Source organism: Chloroflexus islandicus (assembly GCF_001650695.1).
Lineage (GTDB): Bacteria > Chloroflexota > Chloroflexia > Chloroflexales > Chloroflexaceae > Chloroflexus > Chloroflexus islandicus.
Genome location: NZ_LWQS01000038.1, coordinates 164,914 through 187,940, shown reverse-complemented (window position 1 = coordinate 187,940; position 23,027 = coordinate 164,914). Strand labels below are relative to the sequence as shown.

11 protein-coding genes are annotated in these 23,027 nt (G+C 59.7%); 5 read left to right on the top strand and 6 right to left on the bottom strand.

Translation table 11 applies throughout. The annotated features are described in order from the left end of the window. Positions 1 to 8,742 (bottom strand): Calx-beta domain-containing protein, encoded by an 8,742-nt coding sequence (locus tag A6A03_RS05025; RefSeq protein WP_066784267.1) that lies wholly within the window; start codon positions 8,740 to 8,742, stop codon positions 1 to 3. After that, positions 8,690 to 10,945 (bottom strand): sensor histidine kinase, encoded by a 2,256-nt coding sequence (locus A6A03_RS05020; RefSeq protein ID WP_066784264.1) that lies wholly within the window; start codon positions 10,943 to 10,945, stop codon positions 8,690 to 8,692. The genes A6A03_RS05025 and A6A03_RS05020 overlap by 53 nt, the downstream gene beginning before the upstream one ends. A 377-nt stretch (positions 10,946 to 11,322) precedes the next feature. Here A6A03_RS05020 and A6A03_RS05015 point away from each other — a divergent pair, with 377 nt between their 5' ends. Then, the gene (locus A6A03_RS05015) at positions 11,323 to 12,075 is read left to right on the top strand and encodes an MBL fold metallo-hydrolase (RefSeq protein ID WP_066784262.1); all 753 of its coding nucleotides are present in this window, start codon (positions 11,323 to 11,325) and stop codon (positions 12,073 to 12,075) included. Between the two features lie 24 nt (positions 12,076 to 12,099). Further along, positions 12,100 to 13,215, top strand: a complete 1,116-nt coding sequence (locus A6A03_RS05010) for a glycosyltransferase family 4 protein (protein WP_066784259.1) — start codon at positions 12,100 to 12,102, stop codon at positions 13,213 to 13,215. Here A6A03_RS05010 and A6A03_RS05005 read toward each other — a convergent pair. Further along, positions 13,212 to 14,141: an eIF2B alpha/beta/delta subunit family protein gene (locus A6A03_RS05005; RefSeq protein WP_066784257.1), complete on the bottom strand. Its 930-nt coding sequence runs from the start codon at positions 14,139 to 14,141 to the stop codon at positions 13,212 to 13,214. The genes A6A03_RS05010 and A6A03_RS05005 overlap by 4 nt on opposite strands. 106 nt (positions 14,142 to 14,247) lie before the next feature. After that, a complete protein-coding gene (locus tag A6A03_RS05000; RefSeq protein ID WP_066784253.1) occupies positions 14,248 to 16,653 on the bottom strand; it encodes a hybrid sensor histidine kinase/response regulator in 2,406 nt (801 codons plus the stop codon). 127 nt (positions 16,654 to 16,780) lie between these two features. On the opposite strand from A6A03_RS05000, the gene A6A03_RS04995 reads away from it, so the two are divergent. The 3 genes from A6A03_RS04995 (at position 16,781) to A6A03_RS04985 (ending at position 20,373) form a co-directional block, all read left to right on the top strand. After that, the gene (locus tag A6A03_RS04995; protein ID WP_066784250.1) at positions 16,781 to 17,761 is read left to right on the top strand and encodes a carbohydrate kinase family protein; all 981 of its coding nucleotides are present in this window, start codon (positions 16,781 to 16,783) and stop codon (positions 17,759 to 17,761) included. 551 nt (positions 17,762 to 18,312) lie between these two features. Next, positions 18,313 to 19,167, top strand: a complete 855-nt coding sequence (locus A6A03_RS04990) for a BtpA/SgcQ family protein (protein WP_066784247.1) — start codon at positions 18,313 to 18,315, stop codon at positions 19,165 to 19,167. Positions 19,168 to 19,593: 426 nt separating this feature from the next. Beyond that, positions 19,594 to 20,373 carry a hypothetical protein gene (locus A6A03_RS04985; protein WP_066784244.1) on the top strand — a complete coding sequence of 260 codons (780 nt, stop codon included), beginning with the start codon at positions 19,594 to 19,596 and terminating at the stop codon, positions 20,371 to 20,373. Positions 20,374 to 20,410: 37 nt separating this feature from the next. On the opposite strand, the gene A6A03_RS04980 is transcribed toward A6A03_RS04985, so the two are convergent. Beyond that, a complete protein-coding gene (locus A6A03_RS04980; protein ID WP_066784242.1) occupies positions 20,411 to 22,024 on the bottom strand; it encodes a C40 family peptidase in 1,614 nt (537 codons plus the stop codon). Positions 22,025 to 22,476: 452 nt separating this feature from the next. Beyond that, on the bottom strand, positions 22,477 to 22,995 hold the full coding sequence (locus A6A03_RS04975) for a hypothetical protein (protein ID WP_066784239.1): 519 nt from the start codon (positions 22,993 to 22,995) through the stop codon (positions 22,477 to 22,479). Positions 22,996 to 23,027: the final 32 nt, after the last annotated feature.

Below are 23,027 nucleotides of genomic sequence, written 5' to 3'. Positions count from 1 at the left end.
CTACGGTACTACCCGTACCATAGCAGTGGTTTGCCATAGGTACGGATTGCCGATCTGATCGCTGGCGGCGGCTTGCACCGCGATCGGCGCTGCGCCGACCGGAATCGGGCCAGCGGTAAGCGGAATGCTAAACGTATGGCCTGCTCCGGCGCCAATGTTCCCTACCGTGATGGTCATCGTATTTCCGCTGATGTTGCATACTCCCGGCGCGCTGGCGCATGCTCCGGTGCCAAAGCTAACCCCTACTGGTAATGTAATGACCAGTTGGAGATTACGCGCTGCTCCGGCGGTTGGCCCGCTCGCCTGATTCGTGTAGCTTAGATTCAAGGTAACGTTGCTTCCCGTAGGAACGCTGCTCGCCGCAGGCGTTGCGCTCAGTGCGAGATCAGGCGCTGGCGGTGGCGTTAGATACAACGGCACGCCGGTTTGGCCCTCTTGAATGAAGTGGTTTTCGCCAACAGGGCTATTGGTACAGGTCACAATCCGCCACCAACCCGGTTGCGGATTGGCAATCACATCACCGCCACGGGTCGTAGCCGTGCCATTGTTCCATTGCCCGTCAGCCGAAGCTGTGCCGGCAATGCCGCCGGTTTGACCAGTCGGATCATAGAGCGATCCCGGCGGGTAGTAACGTACCCACGATCGGCCCGGTATGTTGCCTTCCAGATCAAAGTTGTGGAAGATGACGCTGCTCAAACCCGGCGCGACGTATTGGTAGAACGTGGTGCAGACCGGTGTTCCCCCCGGTGGGTGGCGCAGGGTCTGGCGCAAGATGCCCTGCGTAATCTCATCGCCGCTGCCGGGAATGCCATCAAGGTCAACGGTTGGCGGGCCACTGCCGGCCCAACCGCTGCGCACGGCCCAGCCGTTGGTGTCGTTGTCGGGTACGCTGGCGACCAGCAGGTAGATACCGCACGGCGTGGCGCTCGGAATGCCCGGCAGGCCGACCCATGTAGTGGCATCACCGGTGTTGGGCGCGTAATTGGCGCTTGTGACCAATGTTCCAGTGGTAGGCGGATACCCATTGCTGGTTTGCCAGCCCGCCGGCATACGGTAGAGGGCAAACGTGGCGGTTTCGGCAAAGCCACGAATAACGTCGTGCGTATTAGTCGCCGGATTGATCGAGGGACTAAGCAGTTGAATCGCCAGATCGCCGCTTGCCCCGCAAGGCACATCGATCCGCACGATTGAAGCGCCTTCATTAACGCCATAGAAATTCCAATTATAGGCAGTGTAGTTCGGCCCGGCGGTTTGCAGCGCGGCGGGGTTTTGGGTAAGCAACGCCGGCGCGCTGTCGATGATCGTCACCGTGGCTGTCGCTGGATCGCCAAGCACTGCACCAATTGGCCCGCTGAGCGCCACGATAATCGTCTCAAATGGTTCGTCAGCGAAACTGTTATTCCAGAGCGGGATAGTGAAGCTCTGGCTAGTCACTCCCGGTGCAAAGCTGAGCGTACCGCTGATTGGCGCGTAATCGTGACCGGCGTTTGAGCCATCGCCGGGTTGGGCCGTGCCACCCGCCACTGTCGCGTAGGCAACTGTGACAGGCGTGGCCTCAGCGCGGCTAAGCGTCACCGTGACCGTAGCGACGCCATTGCTCTCGTTGACCAAGAAGTCGCTCCTAGCGAATCGCACCGCCGGCGGATCATCGTCGCGGATACTCCCGACTCCCACGCCATCTTCAATCACGACCGTCTCGTCGCTGGCTATGATACTTGGCTGGCCGGGCATAGTTGCCCGCGGGTTGCTTAGGTTGACGGTAAAGAATTCGTCGTCTTCCGGCAAAGTGTCGCCGATAATCCCAACCGGCAGCGTGACTTGCAACTGGCCGGCGGGGATGGTCAGCGTACCGGCAATGGCGTTGTAATCAACTCCAGCGGTAGCAGTACCGTCAATGGTCACATAGTCAACCCGCACATCGCGATCGGAGACGCGGTTGAGGCGGACAACGAAGTTGCCGTTGGCGACGCCGCTGTTGCCTTCGAGCCGGATGACATCGTTGATGCTGATCCGTACCGGTTGGTTGTCGCGATTGATGAAGTTTAGGCTGGTGGTGGGGGTTAGGCCGTTGTAGAACGGATCGGCGCTGATGGCCGGTGCAAATTGTACGGTAAATGGTTGGTGCCCATCGTCGAGCGCGTCATTGACTCCGCTGACGATCAAGATCGCATCGGTATTCCAGTTAGTATCATCAAAGATGATGCTGTTTGGCGTCACGCTGCCCTCAGCCGGATTACTTACTGAGACGTCCAGTTGCACCGGCGCGGTGGGCTGGCTGGCGAGCCGGATTGGGATGGTGACGCTATCGCCATTCTCTGATACAACGAGCGGCGCAAAAGGCGTGGTGACGATGAAGCCGGGCGGATCGTTGTCGAGAATGGTTAACTCAACCTCCGGCCCGATTAGACCGTTGTAGAACGAGTCAGCGCTGGTTGCCGTGTGCGGCAGCAAGATGGTCTGGGTCGCTTCGGCAATGTTGTCGTCAGGCACAAAGACTGTGACAATCTGCGGCGTGTTCCAGTTACCCGGCGTAAAGGTCAGCGTTGCTATTGCCACACCGTTGATCAACGCTGCTCCCTGCCCGTCAATTGTTACCGTCACATTGGCGGTCGGCTGCGTGGCCAACTCGACTGTATAGCTAGTGCTGCCGCCTTCAGTAACAGTCAGTCCAGCGGCGCTGGGAATGATCCCCGGAATATCGTCATCAACCACCGTGACTGGCAGTCCAACGCTGAGGCTATTGTACGTCGAGTCGAGACTGGTTGTAGTATGCAAGACCGTGCGATTGCGCGTTGGTTGCGCAATCTGATCCACATCAGGTTCGAGTACGCTGACTGTCTGCGGCGTGTTCCAGTTGGCCGGGGTGAAGGTGAGAGTTGTGGTTGGGTTGCCGTTGATCAACAGGAAGCCTTGCCCGTCGATAGTTACGGTGACATTCGCAGACGGTTCGCTGGTGAGCGTAATAGTGTAGCTGCCGGGTGAACCTTCGACGATGGTCAAGGTGGCTGGTGTGAAGATAAGACCAGCGTTGTCATTCTCGATAATCGTGACGGTCAGCGGTACTGGCGGTAATGCAGCGTAGATCGGGTCGCCGCCGCCAGCAACGTGAAGCAGCGTGATGTTGTAGCTCGTTCCAATTGGCGCTTCGTCGATCAGATCGTCAATTGCTTGCACGCTGACGGTCTGCGGCGTGTTCCAGTTAGCCGGGGTGAAGGTGAGGGTAAGGGTGGGTTGGCCATTGAGCGTGACTTGCCCTTGCCCGTCAATCGTCACCGTCACATTGGCGGTTGGTTCGCTGGTGAGCGCAACGGTGTAGGTCGCAGCCGGCCCGCCCTCGGCCACCGTGAGCGCAGTGGGGGCGAGAACGATCCCGGCGTTGTCGTTCTCTAGAATGGTGACGGTGAGCGGTGCTGGCGTAAGACCAGCGTAGATCGGATCGCCGCTGCCGGTAACGTGGAGCAAGGTGATGTCGTAGCTCGCTCCCACCGGCGCTTCGTCGATCAGATCGTCAATTGCCTGCACGCTGACCGTTTGCGGCGTGTTCCAGTTGGCCGGTGTGAAGGTGAGGGCGAGGGTAGGTTGGCCGTTGAGCGTGACTTGGCCTTGCCCGTCAATCGTCACCGTGACGTTGGCGGTTGGTTCGCTGGTCAGCACGACGGTGTAGGTTTCAGCCGGCCCGCCCTCGGCCACCGTGAGCGCGGTGGGAGTAAGGGCGATCCCGGCGTCGTCATTGTCGATGATGGTCACGGTGAACGGAGCCGACGGCTGTGCGGCGTAGACCGGATCGCCGCCGCCAAAGGTGTGCAGCAAGATGGCATTATAGCTGGCGCCAGTTGGCGTTTCGTCAATCAGATCATCAATCGCTTGCACGCTGACAGTCTGCGGCGTATCCCAATCAGCCGGGGTGAAGGTGAGCGTGAGGGTGGGCTGGCCGTTGAGCGTGACTTGCCCTTGCCCGTTGATCGTCACTGTCACATTCGCAGTGGGTGCGCTGGTCAGCGCGACGGTGTAGGTTTCAGCCGGCCCGCCCTCGGCCACGGTGAGCGCAGCCGGCGCAAAGACGATCCCGGCGCTCTCGGTTTCGTTGATCGTCAAGGTCAACGGCGCTGGACTGAGCGCGTTGTATATCGGATCAGCCGAACTGGCTGTATGTGGAATCACCACGGCATAGCTATTCCCCACCGGTGACTCGTCGTTGGGATCGTCGATCACGAAGAGCGTCACCGTCTGATCGACGTTCCAATCGGCGGCGGTGAAGGTCAGGGTAAGGGTAGGCTGGCCATTGAGCAACACTTGCCCTAGCCCGTCAATCGTTACCGTCACATCGGCGGCCGGTTCGCTGCCCAAGCGCACGTCGTAGGTGACGGTATCGCCTTCGTTGACCGTCAGGCTGGCCGGGGTGAGCACCACCGCTGCCACGTCGTTTTCGATCACCGTCACCGGCAGATCAACCGGCGGCAGCGCAGCGTAGATCGGGTCAGCGCTTGTCACTACGTGGGCGAGCGTCACCACATAGGTCGTACCACTGAGCGTTTCATCGATCTGATCGTCAATAACAGTCAAGGTGATGAGTTGATCAACGTTCCAATCAGCGGCGGTGAAGGTCAGGGTGAGGGTGGGCTGGCCATTGAGCAACACTTGCCCTAGCCCGTCAATCGTCACCGTCACATAGGCGGCCGGTTCGCTGCCCAAGCGCACGTCGTAGGTGACGGTATCGCCTTCGTTGACCGTCAGGCTGGCCGGGGTGAGCACCACCGCTGCCACGTCGTTTTCGATCACCGTCACCGGCAGATCAACCGGCGGCAGCGCAGCGTAAACGGGATCATCCACGCTGGCCGCAGTATGGGTGAGCGTGACAATATAGGTTGGGCCGGTTGGCGTCTCGTCAATATTGTCATCAATCGCCTGTACATTGACGGTCTGCGGCGTGTTCCAGTTGGCCGTGGTGAAGGTCAGGGTGAGCGCCGGCAAGCCGTTAAGCTCGACTTGGCCCAACCCATCAATAGTTACAGTGACATCGGCCAAGGGTTGCGATGACAGCGCGATGGTGTAACTCTCGGCTGGGCCGCCCTCGGCTACGGTTAGGCTGGCGGGGGTCAGGATCAAGCTGGCGACATCGTTCTCTTGGACGGTGACGCGGAGCAGGCGGTCAGCCAGCCCGTTGTAAACCGGGTCGCCGGCGCTGGCGAGGTCGTGGCGCAGGTCAAGCGCATACGTGCCGGTGAGGGTTTCGACGGTGCTATCGTCAATCGCCTGTACGCTGACGGTCTGCGGCGTGTTCCAGTTGGCCGGCGTAAAGGTCAAGGTGAGAGTGGGTTGGCCGTTGAGCAGCAGTTGGCCGTTGCTGGTGACGAGCGGCGACGCCGCGCTGACGATTTCAGGTGTGATGGTGACGGTGACGTTCGCCAGCGGCTGGGTGGCGAGGCGGGCCGTGTAGTTCACCGCTGGGCCGCCTTCGGCCACGGTCAGGCTGGCGGGGGTGAGGATGAGATCCGCGACATCGTTCTCTTGGACGGTGACGCGGAGCAGGCGGTCAGCCAGTCCGTTGTAGACTGGGTCGCCGGCGCTGGCGAGGTCGTGGCGCAGGTCAAGTTCATACGTGCCAGTGAGAGTCTCGACGATGGGATCGTCAATCGCCTGTACGCTAACGGTCTGCGGCGTGTTCCAGTTACCCGGCGTGAAGGTCAAGGTGAGGGTAGGCTGGCCGTTGAGCAGCAGTTGGCCGGTGCTGGGAACCAGCGGTGACACCGCGCTGACGATTTCAGGCGTGATAGTGACCGAGACGTTGGCCAGCGGCTGAGTGGCGAGGCGGGCCGTATAATTCACCGCTGGGCCGCCTTCGGCCACGGTCAGGCTGGCGGGGGTGAGGATGAGATCTGCGACATCGTTCTCTTGGACGGTGACGCGGAGCAGGCGGTCAGCCAGCCCGTTGTAAACCGGGTCGCCGGCGCTGGCGAGGTCGTGGCGCAGGTCAAGCGCATACGTGCCGGTGAGGGTCTCGACGATGGGATCGTCAATCGCCTGCACGCTAACGGTCTGCGGCGTGTTCCAGTTACCCGGCGTGAAGGTCAAGGTGAGGGTAGGCTGGCCGTTGAGCAGCAGTTGGCCGCTGCTGGTGACAAGCGGCGAGACGGCACTGACGATTTCAGGCGTGATAGTGACCGAGACGTTGGCCAGCGGTTGGGTGGCGAGGCGGGCCGTGTAGTTCACCGCCGGGCCGCCCTCGGCCACGGTCAGGCTGGCGGGGGTCAAGATCAGCGTGGCAACATCATTCTCGATAATCGTCACCGGCAACAACACCGGCGGTAGCGCATTGTAGATTGCGTCGCCGGCGCTACTGGCAGTATGGCGCACATGCACAAGGTATGTCGTGGCCGGATCGAGCGTTTCATCGATCTGGTCGTCAATCACTTGAACGCTAACCGTCTGCGGCGTATTCCAATTCGCCGGGGTAAAGGTGAGAGTCAGGGTTGGCTGGCCATTGAGCAGCACCTGCCCGTTGCTTGTCACCAACGGCGAGATCGGCGCGACAATTTCCGGCGTTAGTTGCACCGTCACTGCCGCTACCGGTTGGCTATTGAGCCGCACCGTATACGTGCCGGTTGCGCCTTCGTTCAGCGTGAGGTTGCTGGGAGACAACACGATCCCGGCCAAATCGTTATCAATCACCGTCACCGCAACAGTTGCGGTCAGACCGTTGTAGAAGAGGTCAGTGCTGCTGGCAGCATGCGCGATCTGGACAACTTCACTTATGCCTTCATCAATTTGATCGTCCACAGCCACAACACTAACCGTTTGCGGCACATTCCAATTGGCCGGGGTGAAGGTCAGCGTGATCGGCGCTGGGATCGGCTGTCCATTCAGCAACACCTGATTAGAGGGAGTAATCGCAAGCACCACATTCGCCGTCGGCTGGGTCGCCAACCGCACTTGATAATTCACTGCCGGGCCGCCTTCAGCGACCGTCAAGCTAAAGGGCAACGTGATAATTCCCGCCGTATCGTTATCAGCAATGCGGACAGCCAAGGTGGGCAAGCTCAAGCCTTGATAAAACGGATCAGCGCTGGTTGACGCATGGGACACCGAACCGGGATGAGGCGTTGGTTCGGCGACCTGATCATCAATCGCTTGCACAATCACGGTCTGCGGTGTCGACCAATTAGCCGGCGTAAACGTCAAGCTCGCCGGATTGGTCGTCACCTGTACGCCGCTCAGCGTGATAGTGACAGGCGCAGTTGGCCGGCTGTTCAGGCGGATCGTATAGGTGCTGTTTGGCCCACCTTCGGCTACATCAACAAGGGACGGCTGCAGGACAATACCGGCTTGATCGTTATCTTGAATGGTCAGCGTATGGGTGCGCGGGGAGCCAAGCGTTGCGTCAACCGGCGCGCTTAAGGTAATAACGACCGTTTCATCATTCTCGGCTTCCGGATCATCAACAATCGGGATCAACAACCGGGCCGCGCGAGCCCCGGCTGGAATCACAATCGTCCCGTCACGGAGGCCGTGATCGGCAAAGGAAGCCGTGCCCGTGACGGTATACGACACACGGGCATCGACAGCCGAAATGCGATTCAGCCGCACCGTCACCGCGACCAATCCAGCCGATTCATTTACAGTGCTGACGGCGCTATCAAAGCTGATCTCGGGTGGCGGGCTGGTATCAATAATCGTCACCGTTGCTGTGTTGGGAATACCGATAAAACCGTTCTCTGGGTTGAACAGGCGCAGCGTAAACGTTTCAGCCGGCTCGTAGAGATCATCGGCAATAATCGCAACAGTAAAGGTTTTTTGCTGTTCACCGACGGCAAAGGTGAGCTGCCCGCTGGCGGCAGTGTAATCAACGCCGGGCAACGCGCTGCCGGCCACTGTTTCGTACCGCACGCGCACCGTCTGTTCAGCCGGCGTGCGGAGTCGCACGGTCACCGTCAAGGCACCGGCATTTTCATTGACGCTGAGGTTCGCATTGGCGAAGAAAAAGATCGACTCACCGGGCCGTGGCGTCGGCGTATTTGTCGGTGTTGGCGTGGCCGTCCGGGTAGGCGTGGCCGTGCGGGTGGGAGTCGCCGTGAGAACAGGGGGATTGGTGGGCGACGGCGTGACCGTGCGGGTAGGAGTCACCGTTGGGGTGGACGTTGCCGTTGGGGTGGACGCCGGCGGCGGTGGCGGTGGTGGCGGCGGCGGCGACGGTATTGTCGTTGTGGTTGGCGTTATGATGGGGGTAGCCGTCTGAACCGGGGTAGCCGTCCGGGTTGGAGTAGCCGTGCGCGTCGGGATACTGGTCGGGGTCGCGGTCGGCGTGCTAGTCGGGGTCGTGGTCGGCGTGCTGGTCGGGGTCGCAGTCGGCGTGCTGGTCGGGGTCGCGGTCGGCGTGTTGGTCGGGGTCGCAGTCGGCACCTCAATCACCACCACCGGGACTTCCGGTTCTGGTTCGGCGCCGGGGGTGGTGATGGGGGTAGGCTCTTCGTTGGGCGAAGCAATCGCTTCGGGATTAAGCGGCGGCAATTGGGGGCCGCCGCTCCACAAACTATAATCCACCCGCCCGCTATTGCTCACGTCGCCGCTAAACCACTCCATGCGCGGAGCTACCTGATTGATCATCAGGCTAATGACGCAGGAGATCAAAAGGAGCAACAGCAACAACGAAGCAAGGATCAGCCATGGCAGCGGACGCCGGAACCGGCGTCCGTCAAGCAGCCGATTCCACGCGGGTTGCTGGTTTTTCAGGGCTGGCGGTATCATTGGCGTAACGTAACGTAAAGAAGAACGTACTGCCTTGCCCCGGTGCGCTCTCGACACCGATCGTTCCGCCCAAGCGCTCGACTAATTGCTTGCAAATCGCTAATCCTAGCCCAATGCCGCGTTCGCTGGAATTAATGCCTTCGCTGGTGCCATCACCTCGAATGAAACGTTCGAAGATCTGCTCGTGCATATGGGGTGGAATGCCACGACCGGTATCGCGTACTTCAATCCGCATCACATTAGGTTGCGGAATGACGCGAATTGTGATGGAGCCTGCATTGGTATAGCGACGGGCATTGTCAAGCAATTGGGTCATGATGGTGCGCACATGATCGAAATCGGCGAGCACGGCGGGCAGCTTCTTAGGAATCTCGATCTCGAGTTGCAACCCTTTGGCTTTAATCTGCGCCTGCACCTGCCAGATCGCATCTTCGATCGGGCGTTGCACCTCGATCGGTTCGAGGGTTGATTTGAGCGAACCAGAATCGAGGTTGGCAATCGTAATCACATTGCTGATCAGGGTTGTCATGTTGTTCGCATGCAGCCGGATCGCTTCGACGAAGGTCTTCTGCTCGTCGTCGAGCGGGCCGGCCAACCCGCGCATCAAGAGATCAGCGTTGCCGCGAATCACGGTCAAAGGCGTGCGCAACTCGTGTGAAATCGTCCCGATAAAATTGGTCTTCGCCCGGTCGACCATCACCTCCTCTGTGAGATCTTGGAGCACGGCGACATAGCCGAGCAATTCGCCATTCTCTTCGCGCACTTCAGCGATCGAAAGACGAACGAAATAGCTGCCGAGCGCATAGAGATCTTGGGCGCGTTGGTCGCCAAAACCGGGAATGCCCTCTTGCAGGGGTTCGAGCGGCAGATCGCTCAGGCGTTTTGGCATTGGCGCTTCTTCACTAATGCCTAGCAACCGGCGGGTGGCGCGGTTGATCGAGCGAATCTCGCCGTGAACATCGGTAAAAATGATGCCATCGGTAATGCTTTCGACAATGGCTGCGCGCTGGCTGGCTTCGGCACGCACTTGTGCCAGCAGCTCGATCAGGTACTCGGTCATGCGGTTGAAATTCTGCGCCAGCACCCCGATCTCATTCTGCGTACTGACCTGCGCCCGTCGTTGCAGGTCGCCACTGACGACTGCATTCGCCGTTTCGGCCAACTCTTCGAGTGGGCGGGTAATGCGCCGCGCCACCCATAAGCCCAGCACCGCGATCCCAAAACCCAAGCCAAAGGTAATCAAGGCGAGGAGCGGGCTTACATTGTTCCACGTTGCCAACACTTCTTCGCGTGCGCGCACCGTCGCCAGAATGCCCGCCCGTCCGCCGCGAATGGTGAAGGGCACATACGCAAACTGGTACTCTCGACCATTGATTTGCTGTACGGTAAAGAGTGATTGCCCGAATGGATCGGGGTTGGCTTTAATCTTCGCCAGCAGATCGGCGCTCAGGGTAGGAGTTTGGCCAAGATTGCCGAAAGAACTTGCGATTACCTTGCCGTCAGGATCGTATAGCACCAGACCATCGAGCCGGGCCTGTTGGACGATAGTGTTGAGGAGGTTATCAAGCCGGATGGCAACTATCAAGCCGCCAACAACGTCATTACCCAGCCGTACCGGCGCAACGGTTGCGAGGTAGAGGGTTTGGGTATTGCTAAACTGGATCAAGCCGGCGTATTTATCGCCACGCGAGTCGGCTTCGCCGTTGAGGATTTTGGCGGTAAACCATGCGCTGCTCAGATCGAATGAGGCATGGGTGATATACGAGCTATCGGTAGCAAGCGGCGGGCGCTCGAAGTCGGCAATGGTGCGCCCATCGCGGCCAAACGCGATCAATCGGTCGAGGCGCACGTCACTGCGCCGGGTGCCTTGGAGGAAGAACGGTTCGAGCGCAATCCGCAACCCTTCGCTATTGTTGTCGTGAAAAGCGTCAGCGACGGCAGGTGCGCCGATGCTGTCATTGCGTTGGGCAAAGGCGACTTCGCGCAAAAAGTCAAGGTTGGCTTGCTCTTGGGCGAGAAAGGCGTCGCTTACCGTGCGGGTGGCGGCGGCGAGCTCGTTGTCAAAGCGATCTTGTTGCTGACGGGCGAGGAAAAACGCGACGATCGACAAGCCAACCACTGCGACAACAATCGCAAGGATGAGGAAGGGGCCGATAATTTGGTACTTGAGCTGCGTCTGCAACTCGCCAATCAGCCGGCGCATGGCATTTAACCTGCGGTGATGGGTGCGGCCGGTCAGCGAACAGCATGGTGATCACGGCATTGCTTCTCTACAGGTTTCGCTGAAAAAGCCGCTACTCATAGATCCTCGCGGCATGAAAGGTTGGCACGATCCACGTCGCTTAACGATAGTATAAAGCAGGTTACGGTTGTTGCGAATGCATTTTTGATGGCAAATGGGTAACATTTTTTTTATATGCGATGCAATTGCATACCAATATGAATGATACGACAGAGGAGCGAGGGCTTTATGATGGACGCTAAAGCGATAGCGTTCGGTGCAGGGCGCTCGCCGAGCAGCCATGTTATAATGCGGTAGTAAGAGCGTATTCATCATGTATTCATCTTGGTACGGGCGATATGCAGTTGCGCTTTCTTGGCACCGGTACATCGATGGGGGTTCCCGTCATTGGCTGCGATTGCCCGATTTGTACCTCGCCTGATCCACGCCACCACCGGCTCCGTACCTCAGCCCTTGTGCGCAGCCATGGCATGGCCCTGTTGATTGATGCTGGGCCTGATTTTCGCACCCAAGCCATCGCTGCCGGTTTGCGCCGGATCGATGCCGTGTTGTTGACCCATGCCCATTTCGATCATGTGGCTGGCCTCGATGATTTGCGCCCGTTTTGTTTGCGGCAGGGGGCGTTGCCCATCTATGGCAGCCCGCAAACCTTAGCCGATGTGCGCCAACGCTTTGCCTACGCCTTTGATGAGACTTCAACCGGTTCGTCACGCCCAGCGATTACGTTGTGCGCTGTCGAGGCCCCGTTTCAGGTTGGCCCACTGCCGATTGTGCCGATTGCCGTGCCCCATGGCACGTGGACGATTACCGCCTATCGGATTGGCCCCCTTGGCTACGTGACTGATGCGAGCGCCGTGCCGCCGGCGGCGATCGAGCGGTTGCGCGGGGTGCAGGTGCTGGTGCTCAATGCGTTGCGCGCTGAACCGCATCCGACCCATCTCTCAATTGCTGAGGCAGGTGAAGTCGCGCGCTTGATAGGCGCGCCGCGCACCTTCTTGGTGCATATGACCCATACGGTCGATTATCGCGCCGATTATGGCTTGCCGCCCGGCGTGACCTTTGCGTATGATGGCTTGGAAGTCGAGATCTGATAGTTGCGCGCCGGTGAAGGCTCCATGATCCGTTTTGCCATCGACGCTCGCCTGAATGCGTATCGGCAAGGAGGGATCGCCCACTACACCCGTAGTCTGGCTGCGGCGATGGCGCCCTTGCTGGCCGCCGGTGAAGAACTGCTCGTGCTCGAACATGTGCGCGCCCGCTCGCCGCTGGTTCCCGGCTTACGGCGCAGCCGGCTGCTGACCCCGCCCCATCATCGTCTTGAGCAAGCCAGTCTGCCGCTTGAAGTGTGGCTGCGCCGGCCTACGGTGCTGCACAGCCCTGATTTTATTCCGCCATTGGTGCGCCCGTGCCCGGCGGTGATCACGATTCACGATCTTGCCTTTCTCTATTTTCCCGATATTCTCGACCAAGCGGCCCGCCGGTATTACGGCCAGATCTATCAGGCGGCAGCCAGCGCCGAAGCGATTATTGCGGTCTCACAGGCGACTCGTGACGATATTGTGGAACGGCTAGGGGTGCCGCCGGAACGGATTACGGTGATCTACGAGGCCGCCGATGCCCATTTTCGCCCGCTGCCCCTTGCTCACGGCGCGACGCGCGTGATCGACGGCCAGACGTTGGCCGCCGATAGCTTTTTGCTCTTTGTGAGTACGATCGAACCACGCAAGAATATCCCGACGTTGTTGCGCGCCTTGCGGATCTGTTGCGACCGCCGGCCGGCGGCTGGTTATCACTTGGTGTTGGCCGGCGGGCGCGGCTGGCTCGACGAGCCGATACTGGCGCTGATTGGCGAGCTTGGGCTTGGTGATCGGGTCACGCGCATCGGCTTTGTCGGCGGCGACGATCTGCGCTGGCTCTACGCCGCCTGCCGCATCTATCTCAATCCATCGCGGTATGAAGGTTTTGGCTTGCCGGCGCTGGAAGCGTTGGCGTGTGGCGCGCCGGCCATTGTGGCCGATACGAGCAGTCTTCCGGAAGTGGTTGGCGATGCTGCATGGCTGGCGCCGCCGCTTGATCCGGTGGCATGGGCCGATCTGATCGAACAGCTTTGGCACGACGAACCAGCCCGCACCGAGCTACGCCGGCGCGGGCCGCTCCAGGCTGCGCGGTTTTCGTGGCAGGCCGCCGCAATGCAGACGCTGGCCCTCTATCGCCAGCTTGCGCAGCGTTAACCGGCCTCATCCATATCGGCGCGCAGCAACGGGTGGAGATGGGTGGCGGCCAGCCACGCTTCGATCCCAACCGGCGGCGAAATGCCTCGCTCGGAAATAATCCCGGTCAGCAGATCGAGTGGTGTGCGATCAGAGTACGCGGTTTGCACCGTGATTCCCGGCGGCGCTTCCGGCCAAAGCTGGTTGGGCGGCAGCGGTTGTTGCGGCGGTAAGCGGTATCCCGGCGGCAACAGCTTTTCACTCGAACAGAGCGTATACATCGGGACGCCACTGGCATGGGCGGCCAACGCTAGCGGGTAGGTGCCGACCCGGTTGATCAGCCCGTCGCCACTGATCAGGTCGGCGCCAACCAGCACGAGATGGCAGTGCGCTACGTGCGCTGCTGCCGACGCATCGGTAATGAGCGTGGTATGGATACCACTGGCCGCCAATTCACCGGCCAGCATCCGGCCTTCACCGGCTGGCCGGCTCTCGGTGCAAATCACACGCGGCCGCCGTCCCGCGCGCTGCGCGTGACGTAGGGCTGCTCGTACCGTCGTGCTCCGCCCAATGGTCAAAATCCGTGCTTCTTCGCTGATTAAGCGCAGCGTCGTCTCTGCAATGGCTGCTTCATGCACATGCAGCCGGCGGCGAAAATCGTTGGTGGTTTCATCGACCAAGCGCTGCGCAGTTTCACTATCGTGAGTCTCTTCGAGTCGCCAAAGGAGACCGTTCACCAAATTCACTAACGGCGCCATGGTCGGATGGCTGCGCATCAATGCTCTGCCAACGGTGAGGATCTCGCGTTGCACGTCAGCTCGGTCTGCCATAGGCCGGCTGCGCACCGCACGCGCCAACACTTCTGCGCATTTTTTGGCGATTTCCACCGCGCCTGAGACCGTATCGGCCGCGATCGCGGCAACGGACTGGGCGATAAATGGATCCATGGTCGTTCCTGTACCGGTATTCAACCCATGGCTCGTTCCATGGCTCGTTGCCGGCCCCGTTGCCGGCTTCCAATGCTACCGGGTATTGATCTTACCATAGCATACGTTACCGGTGTTCAGGCGAATTGATCGTTCGCTGCTGGGGAAGATTGCGCAACAGTTCGGTCAATTGGGGGATGGAAAAGGGTTTGGTCAGCAACCGTCCGTGGAGTTGTTCTTTCTGTTGGGGTTTGAGCGAACTGAGGGTGTCGCCGCTAATGAAGATGATCCGGTCAGCTAATTGGGGATAGGTGCGGCTGATGGCATCATGCAAATCAAACCCGCTCTTCTGGGGCATGCGGAGATCAGTAATGACCAAGTCGTAGTGGTGGGTAGCTAGCTCTTGCAACGCAGTATCGACATCGCCGACGGTGGTCGTCTGATGGCCGAGTTCACCAAGCAGGCGCTGTAGCATCCGGCGCACCGGCTCTTCGTCATCAACTACCAAGACTCGTTGGCAAGGGCCGCTCTCGGCCGGTGTTGCTGGCGACAGCGGTTCGTCAGTCTCGTCGCGTGGTTCAACCAGTGGCAGCCGGATGAAGATGGTCGTGCCAACCCCTTCCCGGCTTTCGGCCCAAATCTGGCCCTGATGCTCTTGAATGATGCCGTAGCAGATCGAGAGACCTAAACCGGTGCCTTGCCCCACCGGCTTGGTCGTAAAGAAGGGATTAAAGATCTTGTCGAGGTGCTGGGCAGGGATGCCTACACCGGTATCGGCGACGCTAATCTCGATCTGCGGCTCAGCACCCGTATTGCACAGCGCGGTGCGAATGGTCAGCGTGCCGGCGCCGCGGTCAGCCATCGCTTGGCGCGCATTGGTGATCAGGTTGAGCAAGACCTGTTGCAATTGGTGTGGATCAGCGATGGTCAGGGGTAAGGATGGGTCGAGTTCGAGTTGGACATTGATGTTATCAACCCGTAATTGATAAACCTGTAGCGCCAGCGCGCTCTGGATCACATCGTTGATCTGCACCACTGAGCGTTCGGGTTTGTGTTCGCGAGCGAACATGAGCAAATTGCGCACAATCCGCCCCGCTCGATCGGCCTGTTGCCGCACCTGTTCCAGATCCACGCGGGTGTCTTCATCGAGCGAGCGATTGCGCAGCAGCAATTGGGCATATCCGGAAATACTGGTGAGCGGGTTATTTAATTCGTGGGCAACACCGGCCACCAATTGGCCTAACGCCGAGAGTTTATCTGACTGGATCAGTTGCTGTTCGAGGCGACGGCGTTCGGTCAGATCGCGCCCGATACAGACGATCATCACCTCGGCATCGACGGCGAGGCGTTGCGCACTCATTTCGACCACGGCCAGATCGTGGGGATGACGCTGCAACGACACGGTAAAGGGCTGCGCTGGTTCGCCCTTGGCGATCCGCTGAAGGGTTTGGGCAATAGCGGGCCATTCTTGGGGCACGCACCAACGTTGCAGCGGTTGGCCGATCAGATCATCTGGGGTTAGACCCAGAATGCGGGCGCCGCTTTGATTGCTGCTGACGATCCGCCACTCGGCATCGAGCATCAGCACCATATCAGAGGCATTGGCGAAGATCGCGCGGTAGCGCGCTTCACTGCTGCGGGCCGCTTGATAGAGCCGGGCATTCTCGATAGCAATCGCGGCGTAATCGGCCAGCGCGGCCAACAGGTATTGATCGCTCTCGCTAAAGGCGCGATTCGTGCGCCGGTTATTGACGACCAATACGCCAATCACCCGATCACCGAGCTGCAATGGCACTTGCAAGGTGGCTTGCACCGTGAACGCCGGCATAATCGCGATCGGTTCGCCAGTGGTGGCGCTACTCAGGCGGATCGGTTTCCCGCTCCGCACCACGTGTTCGACCAACGAGCCGGCCAAGCCGAGCGGTTTGGTCGCTTCACCGGGAGGAGTGCGCCATGCGCGCACTACTAGTTCGTCATTCTGTGTATCGCGCTCGCAGAGCAACCCCTCATCGGCTTGGGTGATATACATCGCCGCTTCGACGATCCGATCGAGCAACTGGCGGTGATCCATCAATGCCGTCACCGATTTGCCAACGCGGGTCAAGACGGTCAGCTCTTGCACCCGTTGCTGCAAGAGCGCCACCAACCGGTCGCGTTCGCGTTGCAAGCGGCGTTCGCGGAGCGCTTGATCGATAGCTTCTCGCGCCTCGGCATCTGAGAACGGCTTGATCAGATAATTGCGCGCGCCGAGCCGAAACGCCTCGACGGCAATCATCTCGGAGCCGTGCGCAGTCATGAGAATAACTGGTATATCAATCCGTTCTTGTGTTAAGATGCGCAGGAAGTCAAGCCCGTTCATGTCGGGCAACTGCAGATCGAGCAAAATGAGATCGGGCTGGCGGGCGCGCAGTCGTTCAAGGCCGGTCTGACCGGTGAGCGCTGTGATAGCGCGGTAGCCCAATTCAGGGAGCACGCTGGTGGCCAACATGCGGCCTATATGCTCATTATCATCAACGATGAGAATCTCTTCCATAGTGGAGAGCCCGATCTGTCTTTAGGAAGAGGAGCCGGCGGGAATTGGGTTGACAGCAGCATTATTCCGGCTCTAGAGTAGAATTGTACACGGAAGCGAAGCTGGCTGCAACATGTAAAGGATGACAATGGAGGCGGAAACGCGGCGAGTAGTGACGGCGCTGGGCGACATCAATGTCGATCTTGGCTTTATGTTGCCGCATTTCCCCCGCGAGAACGATGATAACCCGGTAACAGCGGTGCATTGGGGCGGGGGAGGATCCGGACTCAATATGGCGGTTGCGGTTGGCCGGCTAGGGGCGATCCCGTATGTGATCGGGCGCGTCGGTAACGATCTCGCTGGCTCGTTTGCCTTACAAACAGCCCGCGCGCACGGTGTGCAGGTCAGCGCCGTGCAGATTGATCCGAGCGCGGCAACCGGTCTCTGCGGCATTGTCGTTACTCCGAACGGCCAGCGCAGTTTTCTCAGCTTTCGCGGGGCCAATGTCTACTGTGACGCTTCAACCTTGACCCCTTCGCTCATCCGGTCAAGCCAACTGTTGTTGGTTGGCGCGCATGCGCTGCTCGATGATCCACAGCGTTCGGCAGCTTTGCAAGCAATGGAGATAGCGATCGAGCAGCGATGCATGATCGCGCTCGATCTCTGTTTGCCGGCGGTGCGGGTGGCGCGGCGGCTGATTGTGCGGTTGTTGCCCCAGTTGTGGTTGCTAACGATGAATGAAGATGAACTGCGCGCCTTATTGCCGGGGCAAAGCGTGGCGCAGGCGCTCGATAGCCTGATCGGATCGGGCGTGCGCCATGTCGCCATCAAGCGCGGGGCGCAAGGGTGTAGCGTGGCGAGCGCCGATGGCCGCCGGCTCGATGTCTTGCCGCCGGCGGTGACGGCAGTCGATACTACGGCCTGCGGCGATGCCTTTAGCGCCGCCTATGCGTGGGGGCTCGCGCATGGGCTTGATGTATCGCAAAGCGCCACGCTGGCAAATGTGGTGGGGGCGCTCACGGCGACGCGCCATGGTGCAGTGGAAGCGATTCCATCCGCTGCCGAGATCCGCAGCCGGTTGAGTGCGACAATTGCCGAGCGCCTGTGGCCGGATCGTACCTCAGGCTAAATTGCTGGCGTTGCTGGCTTGAAGGGTAGACAGAACGTATGCGCGCAGAAACGATGGATGGCGTTGCGATGCGCTAGTGTAACCTTATCCCCAGCCCTTTCCCATTGGCGCGGGTTTGCGGGTGGGCAGACCATCTGATCCGGTACCCGGCCCTGAAGGGCCGGGCTAGGCTTACGAAGCCCGCTGCGCGGGCTAATGGCCCTCACCTAGTTCCTTTCTCACTGGCGCGAGAGCGGGGAATGCAGCACTGGGCATTGCGGCATCGTACCGCGATCAACGGTTATGATCGACCACCGGTTCTGTCCGCTTTGCAGCCACGGAGTGCGGGCGGCACGCCCGCAGCGCGACCCACACCCGGACAGATCAACTCGTGGCGGGCCAGCGGCCCGCGCCCCCAATCCCGCTCCTACTGGCGCGAGAGCGGGTAACCCGGCATCGGGCATTGTGGCATTGCTCAGCGATCAACCGTTGTGATCGATTACAATGGTTTGTCCGCCCCTCATATCACGTTGCAAGGGGGTAACTTTCTCGATAGCGCAAAGGAGATAACCATGCCACCACTCTGGAAAGAGCAGCTCGACCGGCTGCGTCTGCGGGATCTACGCGAAATCTTTCGCACCGCTAAACCGGTGATCGGGATGGTGCATTGTTGGCCGTTGCCCGGCGCTCCCGGTTATACCGGCTATGGAATGCAGACGATCATCGATCACGCGATTCGCGACGCTGAGGCGTTGGCTGAAGGCGGGTGCGATGGCTTGATCGTAGAAAATATGTGGGATATTCCCTTTCGGGCTGGCCCGCATGTGCAGCCTGAAAGCATCGCTGCGCAGGCGGTCGTCGCGCATGCGGTGCGGCAGGCGGTGCCGGAGTTGCCGTTGGGGATCAACCTAGTGCATAATGGTGGTGTCGCTTTGCTCGGTATTGCGATTGCCGCTGGCGCCAGCTTCATTCGCGTCTGTATGTTCACTGGCGCCGGCGTCTGGGATGCCGGCAGTTGGGACGAAGGCTGCGCCGCTGATTTGATGCGCCGGCGCAAAGAGCTGCATGCCGAGTCGATCAAGATTTTTGCCGATGTCGATAAAAAGCATTCAGTGCGCTTTCCCGGCATTGATCTCGCCACCCATATCGAGTGGACGCGCTTTTTCGGCGCTGATGCGCTGATCATTTCCGGGCGCATGACCGGCGATGCCCCCGATTTGGCGAAAGTCGAGCAGGCGCGAGCGTTGGCCGGTGATACGCCGATCTTGCTCGGCAGCGGCACCACCGAGCAGAATATCGCCGCGTTTATGCAGGTGGCCGATGGCGTGATTGTAGGCAGCAGCATCAAACAAGACGGTGACATCGCCAATCCGGTCGATCCCAATCGGGTACGGCGGTTTGTGGCCGCGGCACGCAGCGCCGGTTAGCGCACGCAGGCCGGTGCTGCCGGTTCCTGCGGGTTGGTGAAAGGCTGGTTGGTACTTTTGGGTGATATGGCGCTAGTACCAATGCGGTAAAGTGATAGGACTATCACGCTATTGTGGCGATTGCGGGCATGCGGGTATAGTATGAGTGGACGGAAAAAAGCTTGGCATTCTACCTCCCGTCCGGTGACGATCAGACTGTTAGTACGGCGATACGAGGTTACAACTGTCATTCGCCCAGCGTCGCAGCTAACGTCGCAGTTTCATCGCAGCAGACATCGTAGCAGCAATCTTGCCCGCAGTTTACTGGTTCGCCGCGAAGGTTTCACTTTCACAGTACGTTGTTACGCAACTTCACTAACAGTCTGATCACGATCGCACCCCGCTGACAAGCGGGGTGCTCGTTTTATGCCAATGAAAGGATCGCTGATGACAATTGTGCTAGCAGCGACCCATCACGATCCTGATGGGCGCTTATACCAACAGATGGTACGGCTCTTCCCTGCGTTGCAGCGTCAATTTACCGGTATTGCCGTCTTGGTCACGCCAACCAGCGTACCGGTAACGCAGGCGTGGTTAGCACAGGCGGCGATCGCGTTGCGGATCGGGGCGGCAGACGAACCGATCGGCCATCTCCATCTAGGCCGTTGGCGGCGTGGCGCGGTACAACTTGCCTTGAACGCCTTTCCTAACGCTGAATGGCTCCTCTTCTGCGATCTCGACCGGGTCTTGCATTGGATCGAGTACTGGCCAGATGAGCTCGCGGCCACGCTGGCCGAGCTGCCCGCATTCGATCTGACCGTCTTGGGGCGCACGCCACGGGCATTGGCCAGCCATCCGCGCGCACAGGTCGTCACCGAAGCGATGGTGAATGAAGTATTTGCGCGCAAGACTGGCTTAGGGTGGGATATGATGGCGGCAGCGCGCGGTTTGTCGCGGCAGGCAGCGGAACTGATCGTCTCAGCGAGTCGCGATGACAGCATCGGGGCCGATTGCACGTGGTTGTTGCTGGTGCAACGGGCCGGACTCACGATAGGCTATCGCGCTACCGAAGGGTTGGAGTTTGAGACGCTCGACCGTTACCGTGACGAAGTAGCGGCGTTGGGAGGGGCACAGGCGTGGCTCGATCGCTTTGACGCCGATCCGCGAAACTGGTTGATGCGGATTGATCTCGCGCGGACGGTGATTGCGGCGTTAGGAGCGAACTAAAAAGCGGGGCGATGCATTGCATCACCCCGCCGAAGTGTCACCGATACGGGCGGATAGCGCCGGCGAAGCGGCTCGTCCAATACGAACTCCAGATGCTAGAGATCTGAACGCCGTAGGCAGGCGTCATAGCGTGAACCATCTGCCCATTACCGATATAGATAGCAACGTGGGTAATACCGCGACCACCGCCGGTATTGGCGAAGAACATCAGATCGCCGGGGGCTAGATTATTGAGGCTGCTAATCAGCGCCCCATAGCGGGTATTGAACTGGCTCGCCGCCGTGCGAGGCAGACTCACGCCAAACTGGCGATAGACATACCATGTCAACCCGCTACAATCGAAGCCGGTGAGAGGGCTAGCACCGCCCCACACGTAGCGATAGCCGACAAACTGCACTGCATAGCTCGCGACATCGCCGCTGGCAGGGATATTGACTGGGCCGCTGTTGGTAAGACGGGTACGGTTGGGCAGGGCCGGAATATCGTTGGTATAGGGCACGCGCCGGGCGGCCATCGGCGTCACCTGAAGCAGCTCGGCGTAGATCCATGCCTTGGTGCCATTGGCCAGCTCAACCCGATACCAATCTTTGTGCCGGGCCAACAGCTTCACCTCAGTGCCGGCATTCACGGCGCCGATGCGATCGTAGGCTGAACCGGGGCCTTTGCGCAGATTAACCGAATTCTCGAGCACTGCACCGACTAATGGCGGGTTCGGATCAGGAATGGTGGCGGCAACTGGCACGCGCTCGATCACACCGGGCGCAATGTTCAGGAATTCAGCCGTAACCCAGCCGTACAAACCGCCAGCCTCAACGAGGAACCAGCCATTGAATTGCTCGACAAGCGTCAACTCTTGACCGGCAATGAGGCGTTTCATGCTGACATAATTGGTGCCGGGGCCGTCACGCAAGTTGAGACCATCCTCACGCACACTCGCCACCTTGGGCGGCGGTGGTGGCGGGATTGTAGCGTCTGCCACCGGCTTGAGGTTATAGAAGACCGCTTCCGGCACATTCACCAATTCAGCGGCGATCCAGCGCAGGCTTGGATCATCGGCGGTACGGAACTGGAGCCACTCGCCATAGCGACCAACGACTTCGATCGTGGCGCCACTGGTCAGGCGGGCGATGTCATCGTAGGCCAAGCCGGGGCCGTTACGTACCTTAGCCACATCGGCAATAATGGTTGCCGGCACGATCAAGGGTGCGGTCTGTTCGCTGCGCGAGAGCACCGTGAGCGGCACCGGCAGAGCCTCATCGGCCTCAAGGGGCGGATCGCCTACCACTTCGCCGGTGCGAGCAGGATCGAACTTAAGCGGGCCCAGAATGATCAGGGGCACATCACCTTCAGCCACCATCGGCGCAGCGGTGGGTGGCGTAGGAGTTTGCGGGAGAACCGGACGCAGCGGCAATTGGCCGAGGAGCAGAGCGACCGGGAAGAGCAGGGCAACCACAGAGTGGAGCAGATATCGGGAGGGAAGTTGGCGTAGCCAGCGTTGCAGATCTGGCGTCGTACGAGTAAGCGCAGCAATGGTAGCAAATGGTCGCGAGCGTTGCCGGTGCCTACTCCGATGGTGAACAGCGCGTTCACGCAGACGTTGCAGTTCGAGCGGTAGCAGATCACCAGCGCGATCGTGATTCAGCTCAATCATGGAGCGTCTTTCCTCTTTCTGTCTGCCAACCGGCCAGCGAAGTCAATGACTTGAGCCACGCGCGTGGTGGCGCTGGAGGTCGGCAGGTTAGGAAGCGAAGCTGGCTGGTTGGGGGATCGTGTCAGCAATGTATCAGCCTCACTTCAGCTTCTTGCCGGCGTTCACACTGTGATTAAACTAATACATCATCAACAGCGTAGCGTCGCAAAAGTAGAGAAATAGTAATATACTTTTCGCGATTTGTCAATAGGCTACGTACACAGCGGCACCCTGCCTCTCTCTGATGCTGTATTTAATGGTTGCAATATACCGGTTGAAGGTTAAAGTGTTAAACGTTTTTTGTGGATAACCAACGCACTGCGTTATGACGCAAGCGGAATATATCTCATTCTGGTGCGTTTGGAAGGGTGACGGCATTGATCAGTTTTTGTGAGTGAATCTGATAATCGTTATCAGTTTGCTTGCCCGGAGACGACCATTTGCCAGTAGATCAGGGTTGCAGCCAAGCGCTCGCTCAGAGAAGGCGGCCCACCCTCAAGCACTGCCACGGCAAACCCGATCGTTTGGGCCTGTCGAACAAAGGCGAGGCGGTGGGCAGGTGAAGCGGTGATAATCACGCGCCGGTGACCGGCAGCCTGCGCAGTCGGGAGTAACGCCGCCGGTTCGGGCAGGATCTGCAACCGGTCACGAGGCACCCCGCGTTGCGCCAGATCGGCGGTAAGGAGTTCGGCCTGCGGGCCAGCCAGATAGGCGATTGGCGCTGCGCCAGCCTGAAGCAGATTGGCTGCTTGGCTCGTTGTCTCAACATCGAGGGGGGTGATAGCTGCAATAATGAGCGCATCGCCGCTGAGGGGCATGGGTTCGGCCAGCGGTTGGCCAGCGGCCCACATCGTGATGGCAACCAATCCTACCGCACCGATCAGCAGCCAGCGGAGCGCTGCCCCAATTGATTGCAACCAAAAGCGAACCATGCGAGCACCTTCCCTCCCTACCGTTCGACAAT

Excerpts from the sequence above, each read along its gene's own strand:
- A6A03_RS04995 (WP_066784250.1), top strand. The coding sequence starts at position 16,781 with ATGGAGGCGGAAACGCGGCGAGTAGTGACGGCGCTGGGCGACATCAAT.
- A6A03_RS05000 (WP_066784253.1), bottom strand. The coding sequence starts at position 16,653 with ATGGAAGAGATTCTCATCGTTGATGATAATGAGCATATAGGCCGCATG.
- A6A03_RS04980 (WP_066784242.1), bottom strand. The coding sequence starts at position 22,024 with ATGATTGAGCTGAATCACGATCGCGCTGGTGATCTGCTACCGCTCGAA.
- A6A03_RS05005 (WP_066784257.1), bottom strand. The coding sequence starts at position 14,141 with ATGGATCCATTTATCGCCCAGTCCGTTGCCGCGATCGCGGCCGATACG.
- A6A03_RS05025 (WP_066784267.1), bottom strand. The coding sequence starts at position 8,742 with ATGATACCGCCAGCCCTGAAAAACCAGCAACCCGCGTGGAATCGGCTG.
- A6A03_RS04985 (WP_066784244.1), top strand. The coding sequence starts at position 19,594 with ATGACAATTGTGCTAGCAGCGACCCATCACGATCCTGATGGGCGCTTA.
- A6A03_RS05015 (WP_066784262.1), top strand. The coding sequence starts at position 11,323 with ATGCAGTTGCGCTTTCTTGGCACCGGTACATCGATGGGGGTTCCCGTC.
- A6A03_RS04975 (WP_066784239.1), bottom strand. The coding sequence starts at position 22,995 with ATGGTTCGCTTTTGGTTGCAATCAATTGGGGCAGCGCTCCGCTGGCTG.
- A6A03_RS05010 (WP_066784259.1), top strand. The coding sequence starts at position 12,100 with ATGATCCGTTTTGCCATCGACGCTCGCCTGAATGCGTATCGGCAAGGA.
- A6A03_RS05020 (WP_066784264.1), bottom strand. The coding sequence starts at position 10,945 with ATGCGCCGGCTGATTGGCGAGTTGCAGACGCAGCTCAAGTACCAAATT.
- A6A03_RS04990 (WP_066784247.1), top strand. The coding sequence starts at position 18,313 with ATGCCACCACTCTGGAAAGAGCAGCTCGACCGGCTGCGTCTGCGGGAT.